At 62.5% G+C, this 19,892-nt stretch carries 22 protein-coding genes; 14 read left to right on the top strand and 8 right to left on the bottom strand.

All coding sequences use genetic code 11. From position 1 onward, the window contains the following. Positions 1-115: 115 nt before the first annotated feature. On the bottom strand, positions 116-1,153 hold the full coding sequence (locus LVS58_RS07930; RefSeq protein ID WP_233690582.1) for a patatin-like phospholipase family protein: 1,038 nt from the start codon (positions 1,151-1,153) through the stop codon (positions 116-118). 176 nt (positions 1,154-1,329) lie between these two features. Between LVS58_RS07930 and LVS58_RS07925 the strand changes: the two genes are divergently transcribed. The 3 genes from LVS58_RS07925 to LVS58_RS07915 all read left to right on the top strand — a co-directional run bounded on the left by LVS58_RS07925 (position 1,330) and on the right by LVS58_RS07915 (position 3,277). Further along, entirely contained in the window at positions 1,330-1,608 is a 279-nt protein-coding gene (locus LVS58_RS07925) for a lipoprotein (RefSeq protein ID WP_003250254.1), read from the top strand. A gap of 14 nt (positions 1,609-1,622) precedes the next feature. After that, positions 1,623-2,402: a CHAD domain-containing protein gene (locus LVS58_RS07920; RefSeq protein WP_233690581.1), complete on the top strand. Its 780-nt coding sequence runs from the start codon at positions 1,623-1,625 to the stop codon at positions 2,400-2,402. A gap of 77 nt (positions 2,403-2,479) precedes the next feature. Further along, positions 2,480-3,277 (top strand): acyl-CoA thioesterase, encoded by a 798-nt coding sequence (locus tag LVS58_RS07915; protein WP_233690580.1) that lies wholly within the window; start codon positions 2,480-2,482, stop codon positions 3,275-3,277. A gap of 41 nt (positions 3,278-3,318) precedes the next feature. Here the strand turns inward: LVS58_RS07915 and LVS58_RS07910 are convergent, their stop codons facing one another. The 3 genes from LVS58_RS07910 to LVS58_RS07900 form a co-directional block, all read right to left on the bottom strand. Beyond that, entirely contained in the window at positions 3,319-3,687 is a 369-nt protein-coding gene (locus LVS58_RS07910; RefSeq protein ID WP_233690579.1) for an Mpo1-like protein, read from the bottom strand. A gap of 75 nt (positions 3,688-3,762) precedes the next feature. Next, a complete protein-coding gene (locus tag LVS58_RS07905; RefSeq protein WP_233690578.1) occupies positions 3,763-5,241 on the bottom strand; it encodes a methyl-accepting chemotaxis protein in 1,479 nt (492 codons plus the stop codon). A gap of 126 nt (positions 5,242-5,367) precedes the next feature. Next, a complete protein-coding gene (locus LVS58_RS07900) occupies positions 5,368-6,165 on the bottom strand; it encodes a TatD family hydrolase (RefSeq protein WP_233690577.1) in 798 nt (265 codons plus the stop codon). A 157-nt stretch (positions 6,166-6,322) separates the two neighbouring features. Between LVS58_RS07900 and LVS58_RS07895 the strand changes: the two genes are divergently transcribed. The 4 genes from LVS58_RS07895 (at position 6,323) to greB (ending at position 9,336) form a co-directional block, all read left to right on the top strand. Next, on the top strand, positions 6,323-7,729 hold the full coding sequence (locus LVS58_RS07895; protein ID WP_233690576.1) for a transglycosylase SLT domain-containing protein: 1,407 nt from the start codon (positions 6,323-6,325) through the stop codon (positions 7,727-7,729). 112 nt (positions 7,730-7,841) lie between these two features. Then, the gene (locus LVS58_RS07890; RefSeq protein ID WP_010953281.1) at positions 7,842-8,279 is read left to right on the top strand and encodes a DoxX family protein; all 438 of its coding nucleotides are present in this window, start codon (positions 7,842-7,844) and stop codon (positions 8,277-8,279) included. Positions 8,280-8,527: 248 nt separating this feature from the next. Further along, positions 8,528-8,836, top strand: coding sequence for a hypothetical protein (locus LVS58_RS07885; RefSeq protein WP_233690575.1), 309 nt, complete (start codon positions 8,528-8,530; stop codon positions 8,834-8,836). A gap of 11 nt (positions 8,837-8,847) precedes the next feature. After that, the gene (gene greB, locus LVS58_RS07880; protein ID WP_233690574.1) at positions 8,848-9,336 is read left to right on the top strand and encodes a transcription elongation factor GreB; all 489 of its coding nucleotides are present in this window, start codon (positions 8,848-8,850) and stop codon (positions 9,334-9,336) included. A gap of 63 nt (positions 9,337-9,399) precedes the next feature. Here greB and LVS58_RS07875 read toward each other — a convergent pair whose 3' ends face one another. Continuing rightward, complete coding sequence (locus LVS58_RS07875) at positions 9,400-11,907, bottom strand: ABC transporter permease (protein ID WP_233690573.1); 2,508 nt, start codon at positions 11,905-11,907, stop codon at positions 9,400-9,402. Further along, positions 11,904-12,590, bottom strand: coding sequence for an ABC transporter ATP-binding protein (locus LVS58_RS07870; protein WP_233690572.1), 687 nt, complete (start codon positions 12,588-12,590; stop codon positions 11,904-11,906). The genes LVS58_RS07875 and LVS58_RS07870 overlap by 4 nt, the downstream gene beginning before the upstream one ends. A 10-nt stretch (positions 12,591-12,600) precedes the next feature. On the opposite strand from LVS58_RS07870, the gene LVS58_RS07865 reads away from it, so the two are divergent. The 3 genes from LVS58_RS07865 to LVS58_RS07855 all read left to right on the top strand — a co-directional run bounded on the left by LVS58_RS07865 (position 12,601) and on the right by LVS58_RS07855 (position 14,646). Beyond that, entirely contained in the window at positions 12,601-13,206 is a 606-nt protein-coding gene (locus tag LVS58_RS07865) for an arylesterase (RefSeq protein WP_233690571.1), read from the top strand. A 58-nt stretch (positions 13,207-13,264) separates the two neighbouring features. Then, a complete protein-coding gene (locus LVS58_RS07860) occupies positions 13,265-13,555 on the top strand; it encodes a hypothetical protein (protein ID WP_003250283.1) in 291 nt (96 codons plus the stop codon). Between the two features lie 113 nt (positions 13,556-13,668). Continuing rightward, positions 13,669-14,646 carry a L,D-transpeptidase family protein gene (locus LVS58_RS07855; RefSeq protein WP_233690570.1) on the top strand — a complete coding sequence of 326 codons (978 nt, stop codon included), beginning with the start codon at positions 13,669-13,671 and terminating at the stop codon, positions 14,644-14,646. Positions 14,647-14,778: 132 nt separating this feature from the next. On the opposite strand, the gene oprI is transcribed toward LVS58_RS07855, so the two are convergent. Then, positions 14,779-15,030, bottom strand: a complete 252-nt coding sequence (oprI, locus tag LVS58_RS07850) for an outer membrane lipoprotei OprI (protein WP_003259780.1) — start codon at positions 15,028-15,030, stop codon at positions 14,779-14,781. Positions 15,031-15,536: 506 nt separating this feature from the next. On the opposite strand from oprI, the gene LVS58_RS07845 reads away from it, so the two are divergent. After that, positions 15,537-15,818 (top strand): GNAT family N-acetyltransferase, encoded by a 282-nt coding sequence (locus tag LVS58_RS07845; protein ID WP_003250290.1) that lies wholly within the window; start codon positions 15,537-15,539, stop codon positions 15,816-15,818. Between the two features lie 66 nt (positions 15,819-15,884). Here LVS58_RS07845 and LVS58_RS07840 read toward each other — a convergent pair whose 3' ends face one another. Then, complete coding sequence (locus tag LVS58_RS07840; protein ID WP_233690569.1) at positions 15,885-16,961, bottom strand: 3-deoxy-7-phosphoheptulonate synthase; 1,077 nt, start codon at positions 16,959-16,961, stop codon at positions 15,885-15,887. A 232-nt stretch (positions 16,962-17,193) separates the two neighbouring features. Here LVS58_RS07840 and LVS58_RS07835 point away from each other — a divergent pair, with 232 nt between their 5' ends. The 3 genes from LVS58_RS07835 to cysB all read left to right on the top strand — a co-directional run bounded on the left by LVS58_RS07835 (position 17,194) and on the right by cysB (position 19,866). Continuing rightward, positions 17,194-18,141: a putative 2-dehydropantoate 2-reductase gene (locus LVS58_RS07835; protein ID WP_233690568.1), complete on the top strand. Its 948-nt coding sequence runs from the start codon at positions 17,194-17,196 to the stop codon at positions 18,139-18,141. A gap of 124 nt (positions 18,142-18,265) precedes the next feature. Next, entirely contained in the window at positions 18,266-18,763 is a 498-nt protein-coding gene (locus tag LVS58_RS07830; protein ID WP_233690567.1) for a universal stress protein, read from the top strand. Positions 18,764-18,891: 128 nt separating this feature from the next. Next, the gene (gene cysB, locus LVS58_RS07825; protein WP_003250297.1) at positions 18,892-19,866 is read left to right on the top strand and encodes an HTH-type transcriptional regulator CysB; all 975 of its coding nucleotides are present in this window, start codon (positions 18,892-18,894) and stop codon (positions 19,864-19,866) included. The last annotated feature ends 26 nt before the right edge of the window (positions 19,867-19,892 follow it).

The following is a 19,892-nucleotide window of genomic DNA, read 5'->3' as shown; positions in this document are numbered from 1 at the left end:
GTGTTCGTTGCATGAAGAAACAGGCCGCCTTGTGCGGCCTGTTTCGTTTTCGCCAGCCGCGAGCACGTTCATTGTCGAAGACCTCAGCGCGCTCAGGGGCGGCGCCAACCAGGTTCTACCGCTTCACCCCTTCATAACTGTCCAGCGTATCGCGTGCAATCTCTCGCCCCAGGGCGATAAGCTCCGGCGCTTTGTAGAACTCGAAGAACCGGCACACCCGCTTGGGTACGTTAATCAGCACATCCGGTGGGTAGCCGGCAATCTTGTACTGTGCCAACGAAGTCTGCATGACCTCGAAGCTCTGGTTGATCAAGTCCAGCAGCGACGCCGGCCCCACGTTGTCGATGATGAAAGAGCCGGTGGCCGACTTCGGCGCGCCCTCGCGTTCCGGGGCCGCTGCCGGTTGCTGGCTTTCCGGGTCGGCGCTGTCAAGCCACGGGCTTGGCGGTGCCAACCCCTCGGCGACGATTTCCTTTTCGATGCGGATCAGCTCTTCCGCCGGTTTGCGCCGGAATGGCAAGCGTGAACCCAGCGAGCTCAACAAGGCGTCAAAGCGCATCTTGAACGCCGCCGGGCGCTCGATGACCGGCAACTGGTACTGCTTCTGGTTGGTGGCGTTGAGGTTGACCGCGATGATCAGGTCACAATGGCTGGACACCACCGGCACGATGGGCAGCGGGTTGAGGATGCCACCGTCGACAAGCATGCGGTTGCCTTGCATCACCGGCGTGAACAGGCTTGGAATGGCCGCCGAGGCGCGCATGGCCTGGTGCAGGCAACCCTCCTGGAACCAGATTTCCTGCTGGTTGGTAAGGTCGGCGGCCACTGCGGTGTAGGGTATGCGCAGTTGCTCGATGTTTATTTCGCCGACGATCTTGCGGATCTGCCCGAACACCTTGTCGCCGCGAATCGCACCGAGGCGAAAGCTGACGTCGACCAGGCGCAGCACATCCAGGTAGTCGAGGCTTTCGATCCAGTTGCGATAGTCGTCCAGCTTGCCGGCGGCATAGATACCGCCAATCACCGCGCCCATGGAACACCCTGCGACGCAGGCGATGTCGTAGCCGCGGCGTTCGATTTCTTCGATCACGCCGATGTGTGCATACCCTCGGGCTCCGCCCGATCCCAGTACCAGTGCCACACGTTTACTCATGAACATTCCCCGGCCAGTGCCATCATGGTCCTACAATGCACCCAACGCTGCCTGTGCTTCAATGTAGATTGTGCTGAGCTACTGTAATAAAACTGGCCAGGCAAACCGGCTGGGCACGGCACTTTCCAGCTGTCGGAGCGTCGAACAATCACCGTTTTTCCATAGAGGTATTATTGATGAAAGCCTGGATCTGCCTGCCACTGATTGCCTTGGCCCTAGCTGGCTGCGCGGGCAAGACGGCCTACCGTGACAGCTGCGCGACCCAGCTGGATGCCGCCTGGAAGGAGCTGGACCTGGCCAAGGCCGAAGGCTTCGCCGGTGCTGTAAGTTATTCCAAGGCCTTGTCATTGCTGACGGGGGCCAAGACCCAGCAGCAGTTCGAGGGCTACGAAAGCTGTACCCGCAAAGCCGAAAAGGCGCGATTCTACATTCGTGAATCTCGCGCCGGCCGCTGAACAGGGAGCATCGTATGTCTGCCATGCTCGACCATGTGGTCGCCCAGGTACTGACCTTGCAGGTGCGCTTGCTGGCCTGTCGTGAACGTCTGGCTGCCAATACCGACAGCGAAGCCTTGCACGACCTGCGGATCACCTTGCGGCGCCTGCGCAGTCTGCTGAGGCCGCTGCGTGGGCTGCCTGGCGTGGAGCAACTGGAGGATGCAGCCAGTGCGCTGGGTACCCTTACCACGCCGCTGCGTGATCGCGAGGTGCTGGCGGCTGAGTTGATCGGGCGCGGTCACGTAGCAGCCGGGCAGCGGCGGCTGGAGGGGCGTGACAGGACCTTCGCCAGTGTCGCTGCCAGCCCGCAGCTAACCAGGGTATTGGCAATTCTCGACGCCTTTCCCTTGTTCCTGCGGGCGGCGGACCGGGAGGGGCTGGTCAAATCGTTAAGCAAGCGTATCGACAAACGCCTGGTCAAGCAGTGGCGCAAGTTGCACAAAGCGTTGCAGGACCCGGCTCACGATCGCCACCGCCTGCGTTTGCTGATCAAGCGTGCGCGCTATGGCGATGAGGCCTACCCGCAACTCGATCACGCAGGGAAGAAACTGCAACGCCTGCTGAAAAAGGCACAGGGCGACCTGGGCAACTGGCACGACCGCCTGCAATGGCTGCTGCAAGCGCGCGACGATGCCGACCTGCTCCCCTGCAAGGCCGATTGGGAGCAAGAGCTGCATGAGGCGGAGCGCCAGTCAGATGTGACGCTGGATACCCTGCAACAGGCGCTGGCGCGGCGTTATCACGGAAAATGACCGATATGCGGGCTGATTGCCCGGCGTTTGCTGGCTAGGATGAGCTGACCTTTTTCTTTGCAGGCAGGAGCCGGCCAATGAATTTCAACCAACTGCTCGACGCCGTGCGGGCCAACCCGGATTCCGTCAGCATTCCGCCCAGCTGGGCCCAGGGACGCGCAGCCTTTGGCGGCCTGATGGCGGCCATGGTGTATGAAACCATGCGCCTTAAGCTCTGCGACAGCCGCCCGGTACGCTCATTGGCCATCAGCTTCGTGGCGCCTGCGGCTGCGGATGTACCCATCCGCTTCGAGGTGGAGGTTTTGCGCGAAGGCAAGGCGGTTAGCACGTTGCTCGGCCGCGCCGTTCAGGATGGCCAGGTGGTGACCTTGGTACAGGGCAATTTCGGTGCGGGCCGCCCTTCGGTGGTGGAAGTGCCGGCGTTACCCGCCATTGAAATGCCTGCGCTCGATGAGGCGGCCCCCGAGTTGCCCTATATCAAAGGCGTTACCCCTGAGTTCATGCGCCACGTGGCCCTGCGCTGGGCAGTAGGTGGGCTGCCGTTCAGTGGCAATCAGTCGCGCAAGATGGGCGGCTGGGTGCGTTTGCGGGATGTGGTTGAAGAGCCGGTCAACGAGGTGCACTTGCTGGCGTTGGTCGATGCCTGGCCGCCCAGCCTCATGCCGTTTCTCAAGCAGCCCGCTGCGGGCAGTACGCTGACCTGGACCATCGAATTCATCCAGCCAACGGCGAAGCTGTCGACCCTGGACTGGTGCCGGTACTGCGTGGAGACCGAGCATGCACGGGATGGTTATGGGCATGCTGCCGCGGCGTTGTGGACGGCGCAGGGCGAGTTGTTGGCCTTGAGCCGGCAGACCGTCACCGTTTTTGCCTGATCCTTGCCAGGCTGCTCTTAAGGGGCGCTCCGGCAGCTGATTCAGTGTCGGTGCTTGTGCCGTTCCCGCCAGGCCCTCCACCAGGCCCCGCTCAGCACAAAGCGCGGAAAGGTGATGAACTGCTCGGTCAGTAAGCGCTGCATGGCATCCTGGCGGTTGGCGAACGGCTCGGGCTGCTGGGCTTCAAGGCGGTGGCCTTGACGCTGCAGGCCCAGCGCGGCGACCAGGGCAATCACGCCCACCGCGATCTGGCCGAGGTCGAAACCGAACAGGCCGGACAGCACCAGCAGTGTCCCTAGAATGAACAACGGCACAGCAATCAGGTGCAGCACCAGGTTGGCCGGGTGGCGGTGATTATGGTGATAGCCGCGCCATTGCCAGGCGGGAAGATTGGGCAGGCGTTTGCTCATGGGGCTTTCCTCTCGGTCATGCCCAAAGCTTAGTGCGGCCCCCAAGCGAGGGCCAATCGAACCTGGCTATGGTGACTATAGCTTGAGCTGGCCAATGGCCTTGTTCAGTTCGCCGGCCAGGGTCGCCAGCTCGCTGCTGGTGGTCGCCGAACCGACCGTCTGCTGGACGGTCCGCTCGGTGACATCGCGGATGCTTACCACCGCGCGGTTCATTTCCTCGGCTACCTGGCTTTGCTGCTCGGCCGCTACGGCGATCTGGGTATTGCTTTCGCGCATCTGCGCCACGGCACCGGTGATTTCAGCCAGCGCCTCACCGGCTTCCCGTGCCTGACGCACGCAGTCGTCGGCCTTGTACGAACTCTCCTGCATAAACTCCACCGCATCGCGGGTGCCCGACTGCAGGGCCGAAACCATGGTGGTGATCTCATCCGTAGAGGTTTGCACGCGTTTGGCCAGGTTGCGCACCTCATCGGCCACCACGGCAAAGCCGCGGCCCAGATCGCCGGCGCGCGCGGCTTCGATGGCAGCATTAAGCGCCAGCAAGTTGGTCTGCTCGGCAATACTGTGGATCACACTGACTACACCGTTGATCTTCTGGCTGTCCTCGGCTAGCTGGCGAATCATCTCGGCCGTTTGCTGCACGCCGCTGGAGAGCCCGGAAATCGAATCCTGCACGCGGCTGACCACCGCTTGGCCGCTGCCGGCCAAGGTGTCGGCGGTTTGTGACAAATCGCGGGTGGCACCGGCGTGCTGGGCAATGTGGTGCACGGTCGCCGACATTTCGTTGATGGCGGTGGCGGCCTGGTCGGTTTCACTCTGCTGGCCGAGCATGCCATGGCGTACGTCGCTCATGCTGGCGGCCAGGCGTGCAGCGCCCGAGTCCAGCTGTGCCGCGCTGTGTGCGACGGTGCTGACCACGCGGTGATAGGTGGACTGCATGGCGTTGAAGGCCCCGGCCATCTGGCCGACCTCGTCGCCACTGGCTAGCGGTACACGGGCCGACAGGTCGCCGGTTTTTTCCACGTGCAGCATCACGTCCTTGAGGGTGTTGAGCTGGCTGAGTAGGAAGCGGATCAGCAGTTGGGAGGCGCCGAGCATGGCCAGCATCAGGATCAGCACGCACACCGCGTAATTGGTGAAGCGATCGAAGAAGACCTGGCGCAGGCTGGGGGACTGGGCCAACACAGCGAACTGCTGGTCGCCACTGCGCAGCACCTGTGCGCCACGCAGTGGGTTTTCACCAAGGATCCAGGCGCTTGGCAATGCTACCCAGCCTTGGGCGTTGCGCAGAGTATCGAGCGCCTCCCCGGCGTAGCTTGGCGTTTGCCCTGTTGACCAACTGATGACGTTGGCCGGGCGTGGCAGTGCTTGCCCGGCTGGCCAGGCGGCCAGCAACTGGGCTTGCGCGACCGCCTGGCCCTGAGCCGCCTCGGCACGTGCGAGCTGCTCCAGGTGCACGGCGTACAGCACCAGCAGCAAGGTGGTGACAAAGGCCACGGCGTTGACGGCCCAGAACTTGTATTTCAGGGAAACATTGCTAAGCCAGGCACCCATGGGCAGGTCTTCTCTGAGTTGAGCGGAAACAATATTGGCAAGGTGCCATCATTGTGCCCTCATTCTCCTGGACATGTGTTGATGCATATCAACGGTGTTTACCCGCCCCGCAGAAACACGCGAGATTCAGGGGAGCTGGAAAAAAGCCCGCGCCGTTGCCGTGGTATGCGCCGCCGTGTGCTCGGCTGATTCACCGCGATGCAAGGCCACCTCGCGCAGTACCTCCGGCAAGAACGCCGGCTCGTTGCGTCCGCTCTTGGGCTTGGGCCGTAAGCTGCGCGGCAGCAGGTAGGGTGCGTCGCTTTCCAGCATCAGCCGGCCTTGAGGAATGTTGCCCACCAGCGGGTGCAGGTGGGTGCCGCGGCGTTCGTCGCAGATCCAGCCGGTAATGCCGATGTGCAGGTCCAGGTCCAGATAGGCGAACAGCGCCTCGCGCTCACCGGTGAAGCAGTGCACCACCGCGCCGGCCAGGTGGTCGCGGTAGTCCTTGAGAATCGCCAGCAAACGCTCGCTGGCATCGCGCTCGTGCAGGAAAACCGGCAGGCGTAGCTCTGCAGCCAGTGTCAGCTGGGCTTCCAGGGCTTTTTCCTGCAGCGGGCGAGGGGAAAAGTCGCGGTTGAAATCCAGTCCGCATTCGCCCACCGCGCGTACACGCGGTTCGCTCAACAACAGTCGCAGCTGGCGCTCGCTGTCGGCATCCCAGGCCTTGGCATCGTGAGGGTGTACGCCGGCCGTGGCGAACAGGTGCGCGCCGCTGGCATCCAGTTGTTGGCACAGCGTCAGGGCTTGTTCGCTGACCGCCAGGCTGGTGCCTGTCAGCAGCATTTGCGTAACGCCGGCCTCCAGCGCGCGCTCGACGATTGCAGCCTGTTGGTCGTGGAAACTGCTGTTGGTCAGGTTGACGCCGATATCGATCAGTTGCATGGTGCTATCTCGTGCCGCGGGGCGGCCAGCATAGCAAAAAGCGCGTTTTTCTGAAAAAACCAAGAACTTCATGCTGTTGCCGTGGTCATTTACCGTCTTTTATCACTTGGCGGTGCAACCCATGGATGCCGCTCACCGACCACGGACACGTTTTCGCATGCAGCGATGCTGGCTCATTTTTCTGCTGACGCTGGGGTTGATCTTTAACGGCCCCGCCCAGGCGCGCTCGCCCGGCCCACAGCAGCACATACCGCCTGCCAAGGTGCGTGACCTGCCGCAGATTCGCACCAGCAAGGTACTGCGAGTGCTGGTCAACCAGAGCCGCAACAGCTCCGGTGAGGTCAAGGGTGAGCCGGTCGGCATCGAGTATTATCGCCTGCGTGCCCTGGAGCATTTCCTCAATGCTCGTACCGCCGACGACCAGCAGATCCAGCTAAAGCTCATCCCGCGGGCCAAGGAGCAGTTGCTGGGCGCCCTGGCCCGCGGCGAGGGTGACCTGGCCGCGCCAGGCGAGCTGCTTGACCCCACTACGGTGAGCGCTGTCCGCAGCAGTGCGCCGATACTCGACCAAGTGCCGCTGATGCTGGTTGGGCGCAAAGGCGAGCGAAGTTTCAGCAAGGCTGAACAGTTGTCAGGGCGAACCGTGGCGTTGACCAGCGCCAGTGCCGCCGGACCGCTGATTCAGCAGGTCAACCAGCAACTGGCGCTGCGCAAGCGGCCGCCGATCAAAGTGGAATGGGTCGATTCGACGCTGGCGGTGGAGGATGTGCTGGAGATGGTACAGGCTGGCATCTACCACCTGACCGTGGTCGAGCAGCCCATTGCCCGGCGTTGGGCTCGGGTTATGCCGCGCCTGCGCCTGGACAGCCGGGTGCGCCTGGGGGCGCCGCAAGCCATGCGCTGGTATGTCGGGCGTGATGCGCCGCAATTGTTGGCCGCAGTCGATCACTTTCTGCAAGGTTACCGCGCGCCCGATAACCAGGATGCGGCGTTCGAACGCATCTACCGCCGCCAGTACCGGGTACACAACCCGTTGGCCAACAAAGACCGCCAGCGTCTGGCATCGGTGCGGGCGGTGTTGCAGAAACATGGCCAGGCGCAACAGATCGACTGGCTCAACCTGGCTGCATTGGCCTTCAAGGAGTCGACGCTCAACCCGGCTGCACGCGGTACTGGCGGTGCCCATGGCCTGATGCAGATTACCCCTTCGGCGGCCCAGCGGGTGGGGGTGAGCAATACTGCGACGGTAGACGGCAATGTCATGGCCAGTGCCCGTTACCTGGCGCTTATCCGGCGCAAGTTTTTTGCCAGTGCCAAGATCAACGAGCGTGAGCGCATGGCCTTTGTGCTGGCAGCCTACAACCTCGGCCCCGAGCGGGTTCAGGCCATGCGCGCAGAGGCTCGACGGCGAGGGCTCAACGGTAACCAGTGGTTTTTCCAGACCGAACGCATCGCCATGGAGCAAGTGGGGATGGGGCCGGTCAATTTCGTCAATAGCATCAACAAGTACTACCTGGCGTTCAACCGCGAACGGGCGGCACTGGAGCGCGTAGCGAAGCGTTAACAATCGTTTTTATCGATTGTTATGTTGGGTTTTTTGCGATTTTCATATCTATGGGATTGATTATGATGGCGCCCATCCCCACACAGCTGCTTCACTTCAAGGACGCTTCGACATGAATAACACTACCCTCAACGCTCTGTTCTCCACACGTGCTGGCGCTGGCTTAAGCGTTATCCGCATTCTGGTCGGCATCATCTTCATGGCGCATGGTGCGCAAAAACTCTTCGGCCTGTTCGGTGGCTACGGTCTGGAAGGCACCGGCCAATGGATGGAAAGCATTGGCCTGGCGCCGGGTTACTTGATGGCCCTGCTGTCCGGTAGTGCCGAATTTTTCGGCGGCCTGGCCCTGGTGGTCGGCCTGCTGGCTCGCCCGGCAGCCCTGGCGCTGACGGTGACCTTGATAGTGGCGATCGTTTCGGTGCACATCGGCAACGGCCTGTTCATGTCCAACAACGGCTATGAGTTCGCCCTGGCGCTGTTGGCCGGCACGGTTGCAGTCATGATCGAAGGCGCTGGCCGCTTCTCGCTCGACCGCCTGATCGCCCGGTAATCATCTGCATGCTGTGAGCGACGAGCCGCAGGCAAGCGCGGGCCAATACTCGGCTTGTTCTTGCTTGCGGCTTGTCGCTTGCAACTTGGGGCTCATCGCTCTAGCATACCGCCTGCGCCGATTTAAACAGCTACTTGCGGGGCGCAGGAAAGCCCACCCTCCGGGCCGTCCGAAATACCGCTAAAGCGCTGGTTCGGTGACGCCTCCCACCGCTGCCCAGCGGGATTCGCGAGGCGGAGATAAGCTCCATGAGTTGCCCACGTACCAGTGTCTGTTTGAGCCCTTTGCCTGCCAGCCAGGCGTCCCGCACACCGCGCATCCTGCTCGGCGGGCGACATCAGCCCACCCTTTTGCGTCATCTTGAAGGCCTGTCACGGCGCAAGGGGCAAGCGCGTGCCTTTCTGATCCAGTTCGCCGACAGTAGCTGCCACCTCGCGCAGTATGGTAATGACCGTTTCGACCTGGCTGTGATCCAGGCGCCGGCACCGGACGAGGCCGCCGAAGTCATAGGCCATCTCACCCGCATCGCGCGTCAAGGCCTGATTACCCGCCGCTGAGGAATGCGCTATTGAGCACCAATATCATCACCACAGAAGGCCATGAGGCGCTGAAGAAAGAGTTGGACCACCTGTGGCGTGTGTATCGTCCGGAAATCACCCAGAAGGTTGCCTGGGCGGCTTCGTTGGGGGACCGCAGCGAGAATGCGGACTACCAGTACAACAAGAAGCTGCTGCGCGAAATCGACCGCAGGGTGCGATACCTGCGCAAGCGGCTTGAAGATGTGAAAGTGGTGGCGTACTCGCCCGAGCAGGAAGGCAAAGTGTTTTTCGGCGCCTGGGTTGAGATCGAGAACGACGAGGGCGAGACCATGAAATTTCGCATTGTCGGCTACGACGAAATCTACGGGCGCAATGATTACATCTCGATCGATTCCCCCATGGCGCGCGCCTTGCTGAAGAAGGAGGAGGGTGATGAGGTGGTGGTGCATACACCTACCGGTGAAGCGACCTGGTATGTGAGCAGCATCCGTTACGGCCAGGGCGTCTCGATGGACTGACTGGCCCGTCGTGGGCCAAGGTGAGGCATGTGCTGTCCCTGCGGAAGCGCTGACAGCCAGGCCTCAAGCCTCGCGCAATACCGCCAGCGGGCTGGCATTCAACGCCCGCCGTGTGCCCAACACCCCCGCACCCCCTACCAGCAGTGCCCCCATCAGCGGCAACACCAGCAGCCACGGGTGCGGGCTCCACTGCAAATCGAAGGCGTAGCGGTACAGCACCCAGGTAATCAGTTCGCAGCCCACGGCCGCCAATAGCCCGCTGGCGGCACCCAGCAGGCCGAACTCGATACGCCGGGCCTTGACCAGCAAAGGCCGCGGCGCGCCCAGTGCGCGCAACAGTGCGCCTTGGCGAATGCGCTCGTCCAGCGTGGCCTGCAAGCCAGCGAACAGCACCGCCAGCCCGGCGGCCAGCACGAACAGCAATACATACTCCACCGCCAAGGTTACCTGGGCGAGGATGCTGCGCAGTTGGTCGAGCAAGGCATCCACCTGCAGGATGGTCACCGCCGGAAACGCCCGCGACAGCGCGACGACATCCAGGTCATGCCCCGGTGCCAGGTAGAAACTGGTCAGGTAGGTGGTTGGCAGCCCCTGCAGCGTGCCAGGCTGGAAGATCATGTAGAAGTTCGGCTGGAAGCTGTCCCAATGCACGTTGCGCAGGCTGCTCACGCGGGCCTGGCGCTGCTGACCACCAATGTCGAACGTCAGCAGGTCGCCCATGTGCAGTTTCAAGCTGCTGGCCAGTTCCGCCTCCACCGAAACCCCGGGGATATCGTTGTCGGCTGGCAAGGCTTGCCACCAGCTGCCGGCGGTCAGCACGTTGCCTTCGGGCAACTCGGCCGCCCAGGTCAGGCTGAGGTCGCGCTGCACGGCGCGCTCGCCGGCCGAGTCCTTGCTGACCACCTGCTGTACCGGTTTTTCGTTGATTTGCACCAGGCGCCCGGGCGTCACCGGGTACAGCGGCGCTGAAGTGGCATTGACCTGGTGCAGGTGCTGAACGAACGGTTCACGGTCATCCGGCAGGATGTTCAGGGCGAAGTGGTTGGGCGCATCCTTGGGTAGCTGTGCCTGCCAGGTATCGAGCAGCTCTGCGCGCAGCAGGGCGACCAAGGCCATGGCCAGCAGTATCAGGCCGAAGGCCAGGGCCTGGCCTGCCGCAGCCATGGGGTGGCGTAAGAGCTGGCCCAGCCCCAGGCGCCAGGTGAGTGGCGCACCGGCCAGCAGCTGGCGCAGGCTGCGTAACCCGAGCAGCAGCAGGCTGCCCAGCACAAGCGCAGCGACCAGGCCGCCACCGAGCAGGGCGAAGGTGAGCAGCAGGTCGAGGCTCAGGCGCCACATGATAAGGCCCAGGGCGAGCAGGGCGGCGCCGTACACCAGCCAACTGCTTGCAGGTATCGGCAGCAGGTCACGGCGTAGCACGCGCAGTGGCGGCACCTGGCCCAGCGCTGCAATCGGCGGCAAGGCAAAGCCAGCCAGTGCCACCAACCCGGTACCGATACCTGCCAGCGCTGGAACGATGCCGCCGGCGGGCACCACGCTCGGCAGTAAACCGTGTAGCAGGCGGAACAGGCCCAGCTGAGCCAGCCAGCCGAGCAAGGCGCCGGCCAGGGCAGCGACCAGGCCGAGCATGGCCAGTTGCAAGCAGTACAGGCCCAATGCCTGGTGGCGTGACAGGCCCAGGCAGCGCAGCAGGGCGCTGGCGTCCAGTCGGCGTGCAGCATAGCGACTGGCCGACAGTGCCACGGCCACGCCTGCCAGCAACACAGCCACCAGGCTGGCCATGTTCAGGTAGCGTTCGGCTTTGCCCAGCGCGCCGCCGATCTGTTGGTTGCCATCCCGGGTGTCACGCAGGCGCTGGTTGGCGGCCAGGTCTTTTTCCACAGCGTGACGGTACTGCGTCAGCGCCTCGGTATCGCCGCGCCACAGGTCGCGGTAGGTGACCCGGCTGCCCGGCTGGATCACGCCGGTGGCTTCCAGGTCGGCCAGGTTCATCATCACGCGCGGGGTAAGGCTGTAAAAGTTGTTGGCGCGGTCCGGTTCGTAGGTAAGCACACGGCTCATGCGCAGGGTTTTCATGCCCACGTCGATGCTGTCACCGATCGCCAGCCCCAGTGCCGCCAACAGGCGCGGTTCGACCCACACTTCGCCAGGGGCGGGGCCGCCGCCGGGTGTCTCTTCGGCATAGGGGGCCGGCGCGCTGCGCACTTGCCCGCGCAATGGGTAGCCGCCGTCGGCAGCCTTTACGCTGGACAGCTGGATGCCATTGTCGCCGCCGACCACGCTGGTGAACTCGACCACGCGTGCATGGCGCAAGCCCAGTGCCTTACCCGCATCGAGTTGTTGCTCGCGGGCCGGTGCGCTGCCCTGCAGTACCAGATCGGCGCCCAGGAACTCGCTGGCGCGCAATTGCATGGCGCCGTTGAGGCGGGCGCCGAAATAGCCGATGGCGGTGCTGGCGGCTACCGCCACCAACAGGGCAAAGAACAGCACGCGCACTTCGCTGGCGCGAACATCGCGCAGCAACTGGCGCAGTGCCAGGCCACACAGGCGGGACAGCGGCATATGGCTCACCGGGCCTCCATCGGCGCCACAAGGCGGCCCGCGTCCAGGCGGATCTGGCGCCGGCAGCGGCGGGCCAGGCGTTCGTCATGGGTGACCAGCACAAGGGTAGTGCCGCGCTCCTTGTTCAGCTCGAACAACAAGTCGCTGATGCGCTCGCCGGTGTGGCTGTCCAGGTTGCCGGTGGGCTCATCGGCGAACAGCACCGCAGGCTGCGCGGCGAAGGCGCGGGCGATTGCCACGCGCTGCTGCTCGCCGCCCGACAGCTGCCGAGGTGTGTGGCTCAGGCGCTTGCCCAGGCCGACCCGCTCCAGCAACGTGCGAGCCTGTTCGCGGGCATCGCGGCGGCCGTCCAGTTCCAGCGGCAGCATGACGTTTTCCAGTGCATTGAGGCTGTCGAGCAGTTGGAACGACTGGAACACGAAACCCACATGTTCGGCGCGCACACGGGCGCGCTGGTCTTCATCCAGTGGCCCCAGGTCGTGGCCGGCGAGCATGACGTTGCCTGCGCTGGGGCGGTCGAGGCCGGCGAGCAAACCGAGCAGGGTCGACTTGCCAGAGCCCGAGGCGCCGACGATGGCCAGGCTGTCGCCTCGGGCCAGGTCGAGAGACAGTGCGTGGAGGATGGTAAGGTCACCTTCCGCGCTGGGGACCACTTTGCTAAGGTTCTGCGCAACGAGAATGCTGGGGCTCATGGAGAATCCGATGCGAGTGTGGTGGTTGAGTGCCGGTCTGGCCCTGTATTGCCTGGCCCAGAGCGCAGCGGCAGGAACACTGCTGGTTGTTGGCGATAGTATCAGTGCCGGTTTTGGCCTGGATAGCCGCCAGGGCTGGGTGTCTCTCTTGCAGGCCCGCCTCAGGGACGAAGGTTTTGACGACAAAGTGGTCAACGCTTCGATCAGTGGCGATACCAGCGCAGGTGGCCAGGCGCGGCTGCCGGCGCTGCTTGCAGCACATAAACCGAACCTGGTGGTGCTGGAGCTGGGCGGCAACGATGGCCTGCGCGGGCAGCCGCCTGCACAATTGCAACAAAATCTTGCCTCGATGATCGAGCGTTCGCGTCAGGCAGGGGCCAAGGTGCTGCTATTGGGCATGCGCCTGCCGCCCAATTATGGTGTGCGTTACACCACCGCCTTTGCCCAGGTGTATGAACAGCTGGCAGCGGACAAGCAAGTTCCTTTGGTGCCGTTTTTCCTCGAAGGGGTAGGGGGCGTACCTGAACTGATGCAGGCTGATGGCATCCATCCGGCCCAGGGTGCTCAGCAGCGCCTGTTGGAAAATGCCTGGCCAGCGATAAAACCCTTGCTGTGAAGCTTTAAACGGGGGCGCCTTTCGGCTAATGTTGCGCCCCCCGTTTCGAGTGCTTCAAATGCCGCGCCCTGCCTGGTCCCTGTATGCCTATCAACTGATCGAGCCCGACGAGCAGCTCGACCTGTTCGCCTGCCAGGAAATCCGAGTCCACCTCGTGGCCCGCCAGCTTGAGCTGGGCGTGCCGGTCGACCGTACCTTGTGCGGCGGCCTGCTGCCAGCACAGCCGCGCTGGTCGGGGGTGCCGCGATCGATCTACCGCGATGGCCGCCTGTGTGAGCTGTGCCGTGCCATCCTCGATGCCCAGCGGCGCGGTATGCGCCCGGTGTGGCCTGAGCTGCATGGCAGCTGAACGACAACCACCTTTCATCATCTGAAACGCTTGCAACGTGCCAATGCCTCCCGCTTGCATCGAGGCGGGTGTACAATCGATTCTCTTGACCCATCTTTCGAAGGATTTACCGGATGTTGCCGCGCTTTCCTGCCGTCACCCGTAGCCTGTCCCTGGCCGCCCTGTTGGTAGCGGGCCCCGCTGCTGCGCTGGAGCTGCCACTGCCACCGCCCGGTGAAGACATCGTCGGCCAGGTGCAGGTGATCAAGGCAAAGTACGAGGACACGTTCGCCGATATCGGCACCGCAAACGACCTCGGCTACCTGGAAATGATTGCCGCCAACCCCGGCGTGGACCCTTGGCTGCCGGGCGCCGGCACCGAGATTATCCTGCCGACCCGTTTCGTCCTGCCGCCGGGCCCACGCGAAGGCATCGTCATCAACCTGGCCGAGTACCGCATGTACTACTTCCCCAAGGGCGAGAGCGTGGTGTACACCTTCCCGCTAGGCATTGGTCGCGAGGGGTGGGGGTCGCCGATCGCCAACACCAAGATCACCGCCAAGACGCCCAACCCGACCTGGACGCCGCCCGCTTCGATTCGCAAAGAGCACGCCGAGGACGGTGACATCCTGCCGACCGTGGTGCCGGCGGGCCCGGACAACCCGCTGGGGCCGTTCAAGTTCACCTTGGGCGTACCGGGCTACCTGATCCATGGTTCGAACAAAAAGTTCGGCATTGGCATGCGCACCAGCCACGGTTGCTTCCGCATGTTCAACAACAACGTGCTTGAACTGTCGAAGATGGTGCCGGTGGGGACTCCGGTGCGCATCATCAACGAGCCTTACAAGTTCGGCATCAGCGCCGGCAAGGTCTATCTTGAGGCACACACGCCGCTGGATGACCAGGGTAACCCGTCAGTGGTCGACAAGCACACCGCCGTTATCAATGCCTTGCTCAAGCGTGAAGACTTGGCCAATAACCTACGCATGAACTGGGACATGGTGCGTGACGTGGTGGCTGCAGAAGATGGTATGCCGGTAGAAATTGCCGTGCCGGTGGAAAACCAAGGGGCTGCACCGATGGTGTCGAGCATTCCGCCCGAACTGCAGTAAGGTAATTTCGACACGCCCAGGGCCTGCCTTAGTGCAGGCCTTTTCGTACCTGCTTGCTGCGTTTGCTGGTTCAAAGGCAATAAAAAAGCCGACCCACAAGTGGGTCGGCTCCTTAACAATCCGCGAGGATTATTACTTGCGGCTGGCTTTGTCCAGCATACGCAGAGCGCGCTCGTTGGCTTCGTCAGCGGTCTGCTGAGCCTTCTGAGCGGCTGCCAGTGCGTCGTCAGCCTTACGGTAGGCTTCGTCAGCACGAGCTTGAGCGCGAGCTGCTGCGTCTTCAGTCGCAGTCAGACGAGCTTCGGTTTCTTTGGATACGCTGCTGCAACCGGTAGCCAGAACTGCGGCCAGAGCCAGAGCAGAGAATTTCAGAACGTTGTTCATCGTGTTCCCCTTCAAGGACTTTCTATTAAATAGCCATCTCTCAGGAAAGAGAAACTGGCCGGCGTACATAGTACCCATTACTTGTAGTAAGTAAACTGACAGAGCGCAAGAACTGCAAAAAAAATGTGGCTTGACTCCGCGCCGACAAGATTTGCGACGTGTCTGTGAAAAAAATGTGCAGGGTTCGCAAGCGGTTGTGGTACAGGAACTTTTTTGGTGAACTAAGGGTGACTTTAACTGTCGACCAGCGTCTCAAGCCCTAGAACATCCGGTGGCTGTTGGGCGGGCTTGGGAAAGTCACCCGGGCGGCGTTTTGTCCTTTTTAATCGCCACCACCTTGAGCAATCCTGCCAGCGGTGCCTACTATCTTGTGAGTGCCAGGCGATCCGAACGATTACAATCGTCCCATGGTCGAAGCGGCAACAGGTGGCGTAGAGGATTCTGTGCCGGATAAACCACCATCGGTTAAGGTAAGGGTCTGCCGAGAAGACCTGCGAGGAGTAGTGATGAGCGAAGCGCTGACCATCCACCATGACCAGGCTGGTCATCAGTTCGAGACCAACGTGGACGGTCATCGTGCCTACCTGACGTACATGGATCTGGGCAAGCAGACGCTGGATATCTATCGCACCTTCGTGCCCAACGCCCTGCGCGGCCGCGGGATCGCTGCTGCCCTGACCGAGCGGGCTCTGGAGTACGCCGAGCAGATGGGCTACACGGTGATCCCGTCTTGCTCGTATGTAGAGCGTTACATGGAGCGCCAGCAGCGGCATTCGAGCAAGGCTTGAGCTGACACAGGCACCAGACACAAAAAAACGCCGGGCAATGCCCGGCGTTTTTTATTCGCGCAAGGTTCAGCTGCGCTTACGCTGCGGCAGCACATCCTTGAGCTTGGCATGCATGCTGCGCAGGGTTTTCTCGGTAGCCGACCAGTCGATGCAGGCGTCGGTGATCGACACGCCATACTGCAACTCGTCCAGGTTTTTCGGAATGGACTGACAGCCCCAGTTCAGGTGGCTTTCGACCATCAGGCCGATGATCGACTGGTTGCCTTCGAGGATCTGGTTGGCGACGTTCTCCATCACCAGCGGCTGCAGGGCCGGGTCCTTGTTTGAGTTGGCGTGGCTGCAGTCGACCATGATGTTGGCCTTGATCTTGGCCTTGGCCAGGTCCTGTTCGCACAGGGCGACGCTGACCGAGTCGTAGTTCGGCTTGCCATTGCCGCCGCGCAGTACCACGTGGCCGTATGGGTTGCCCTTGGTGGTGACGATCGACACACCGCCTTCTTGGTTGATGCCCAGGAAGCGGTGCGGCTTGGACACCGACTGCAGGGCATTGATGGCAACGGTCAGGCCGCCGTCGGTGCCGTTCTTGAAACCCACCGCCGAGGACAGGCCCGAGGCCATCTCGCGGTGTGTTTGCGATTCGGTGGTGCGGGCACCGATGGCCGACCAGCTGATCAAGTCTTGAAGGTATTGCGGGGAAATCGGGTCGAGCGCTTCGGTGGCGGTCGGCAGGCCCATTTCGGCCAGGTCCAGCAGCAGCTTGCGGCCGATGTGCAGGCCGTCCTGGATCTTGAACGAGTCATCCAGGTACGGATCGTTGATCAGGCCTTTCCAGCCGACGGTGGTGCGCGGCTTTTCGAAGTACACGCGCATGACCAGGTACAGCGTATCGGACACCTCTTCGGCCAACACTTTCAGGCACTCGGCGTATTCGTGGGCTGCCTTGATGTCGTGGATGGAGCAAGGGCCGACCACGACGAACAGGCGATGGTCCTTGCCGTCGAGGATATTGCGCACCACTTCACGGCCGGCAGTCACGGTCTGCAGGGCCTTGGCGCTGAGGGGGATTTCCTTCTTGAGTTGATCAGGGGTGATCAGGGTCTCGTTGGAGGCAACGTTCAAGTCATCGATCGGTAAATCAGCCATCGTGTTACTCGTCAGGTCACGGGTGCCGGCCGCCAACTATCCCCGTGCGGCCCAGCAGCAAGAATAATCGCAGCGGGGAGCCGAACCTTAGCGCGTTACAGATGGCACGACAATGGGCTGAACCCAGTCATTGTGGGGTTTTTGCCTGAGCGAGGGTGCGGCGCGCGAATGGACTGCCCAGGGCTGCGTAACCTGTGTAAAAAGAGTGCTCCCCCTCTACCTGGAGATTGGCATGCATTCGCACCCCCCTCGCATCGGCATCATCGGCAGTGGCGCCATCGGCGGCTTTTATGGGTTGATGCTGGCTCGGTCCGGTTTCGATGTGCATTTTCTGTTGCGCAGCGAGTACCAGGCCGTTTGCGAGCGCGGGCTGAGCCTGGACAGTGCCGTGCATGGCGCACTGCACATGAGGGTGCAGGCTTACGTCAGTGCCGCCGACATGCCGCCTTGTGACTGGCTTCTGATCGGGGCCAAGGCCACCAGCAACGAGCAGTTGGCACCGTTGATCGTCCAGGCTGCTGCGCCCGGCGCCAAGGTGGTGTTGTTGCAGAACGGCCTGGGTGTAGAAGCGCAGTTGCGGCCGGCCTTGCGTAGCGACATGCACCTGCTCGGCGGCCTGTGCTTCATCTGCGTCAACCGCCACGCGCCAGGTGTCATCCGGCACCAGGCGCTGGGGGCGGTCAACCTGGGGTATCACAGCGGGCCGGCCACCGATTGCGGTGTCGCGCTGGTGAATGAAGGCGCCGGGTTGTTCCAGGCTGCGGGGATTGACTCGCAGGCCATGCCGGACCTGGCCTTGGCGCGCTGGCAGAAGTTGGTGTGGAACGTGCCTTACAACGGGCTGTCGGTGCTGCTGGGGGCCAGTACCACGCCATTGATGGCCGACAGCAATAGCCGTGAGCTGATACAGGCCTTGATGGCCGAGGTGGTGCAGGGGGCGGCAGCCTGTGGCCATGTATTGCCCGAGGGCTATGCCGAGCAATTGTTCCAGATGACCGAGCGCATGCCAGACTACTGGCCGAGCATGTATCACGACCATGCCCACAAACGACCGTTGGAGCTGGGGGCCATCTACGCCGAGCCGCTGGCATGCGCTCGGGCGGCAGGCTGCAGCATGCCGCGCGTTGAAATGCTGTATCAGGCGCTTCGTTTCATCGACAGCATCAACCGGCCTGCCTGAGGCTGGCCGAGGCTTGGGCGGAGCCCTCCAGCCCGCGGCAGCAGCGCGCCGGACGGCAAAGCGAGCGTCCGGCGCGCTGCTAAGCTGAAGCTTGCTCTGCCGCTGCGGCAGTCGAGGAGGTCGAATGATCCGCTCCATGCTGTACGCCACCGACCTCGGTGTCTACGCCCCTTTCGTGATGCAACACGCGCTGGCCCTGGCGCGCACGTTCAGTGCCGAGTTGTATGTGATCCACGCGGTCGAGCCGATGGGGCAGTTCGCCGAATCCCTCCTGCAAAGTTACCTCGATGAACAGACGCTCGACCAGTTGCATAGCCAGGGCGTGAACACAGTGATGGCGAACATAGAGCAGCGTGTGCTGGAGAACTTTCGCGACGAGCTGGGCGAAGAGGCTGACCTGGCGGTGATCAAGGCCGTGCGGGTGCGTCAGGGCGACCCGGCGCAGGTGATTCTCGACCAGGCCCAGCGGCTAAGCGTCGACCTGTTGATATTCGGTAGCCACAGTGCCGGTGCCGGGGTGGATGTACCGCTGGGGCGCACGGCGGTGCGGCTGCTGCAGCTGTCGCCGGTGCCGGTGTACATGGTGCCCTTGGCGCAGCATCTGGGGCGTAGGAAAACATGAAGATTGGCGCAGGCCGTTTCCGTGGGCATGTAACAAAATAGTTCTAGATTTATTTCCAGAACCACTAATATAGTTATATATCGTCGCTGCCTGCTGCCGCGGACTCATCGCTGAACCGAGGGAAACCTATGAAGCTTCAACAACTGCGCTACATCTGGGAAGTGGCGCACCATGACCTCAACGTCTCCGCGACGGCGCAGAGCCTGTATACCTCCCAGCCCGGTATCAGCAAGCAGATCCGCCTGCTCGAAGACGAATTGGGTGTTGAAGTCTTTGCCCGCAGCGGCAAGCATCTGACCCGCGTTACCCCGGCCGGGGAGCGCATCATCAATACCGCAGGCGAAATCCTGCGCAAGGTCGAGAGCATCAAGCAGATTGCCCAAGAGTTCTCCAACGAGAAGAAGGGCACGCTGTCCATCGCCACCACCCACACCCAGGCGCGCTATGCGTTGCCGCCGGTTATCAGCAGCTTCATCAAGCAGTATCCGGAGGTGTCCCTGCACATGCACCAGGGTTCGCCCATGCAGATTGCCGAGATGGCTGCGGACGGTACAGTCGACTTTGCCATCGCCACCGAAGCGCTGGAGCTGTTCGGCGATCTGATCATGATGCCGTGCTACAAGTGGAACCGTTGCGTTGTGGTGCCACAGGGGCACCCGCTGGCCAAGCTGCCGAAACTGACCCTGGAAGCAGTCGCCGAGTACCCGATCGTCACCTACGTGTTCGGTTTCACCGGGCGCTCGAAGCTGGATGAAGCGTTCAATCACCGCGGCCTCACGCCAAAAGTGGTATTCACCGCGGCTGACGCCGACGTGATCAAGACGTATGTGCGCCTGGGGCTGGGCGTGGGTATCGTTGCCGGCATGGCTGTGGACGCCAAGCTCGACAGTGACCTGGTGGCGCTGGATGCCAGCGAGCTGTTCGAAGCCAGCATCACCAAGATCGGCTTCCGTCGCGGTACCTTCCTGCGCGGCTTCATGTGCGACTTCATCGAGAAATTTGCCCCGCACCTGACCCGTGAAGTGATGGCCAAGGCCATTCAGTGCCATAACAAGCAAGAGCTGGAAGCGTTGTTCGAAGGTGTCGAGCTGCCGGTGCACTGATTCGGGAATGATGGGGCCGCTGTGGG

Origin of the sequence: Pseudomonas sp. JR33AA, assembly GCF_021378985.1 — a bacterium.
GTDB lineage: Bacteria > Pseudomonadota > Gammaproteobacteria > Pseudomonadales > Pseudomonadaceae > Aquipseudomonas > Aquipseudomonas alloputida.
This window is presented reverse-complemented; position numbering and strand designations above follow the sequence as displayed.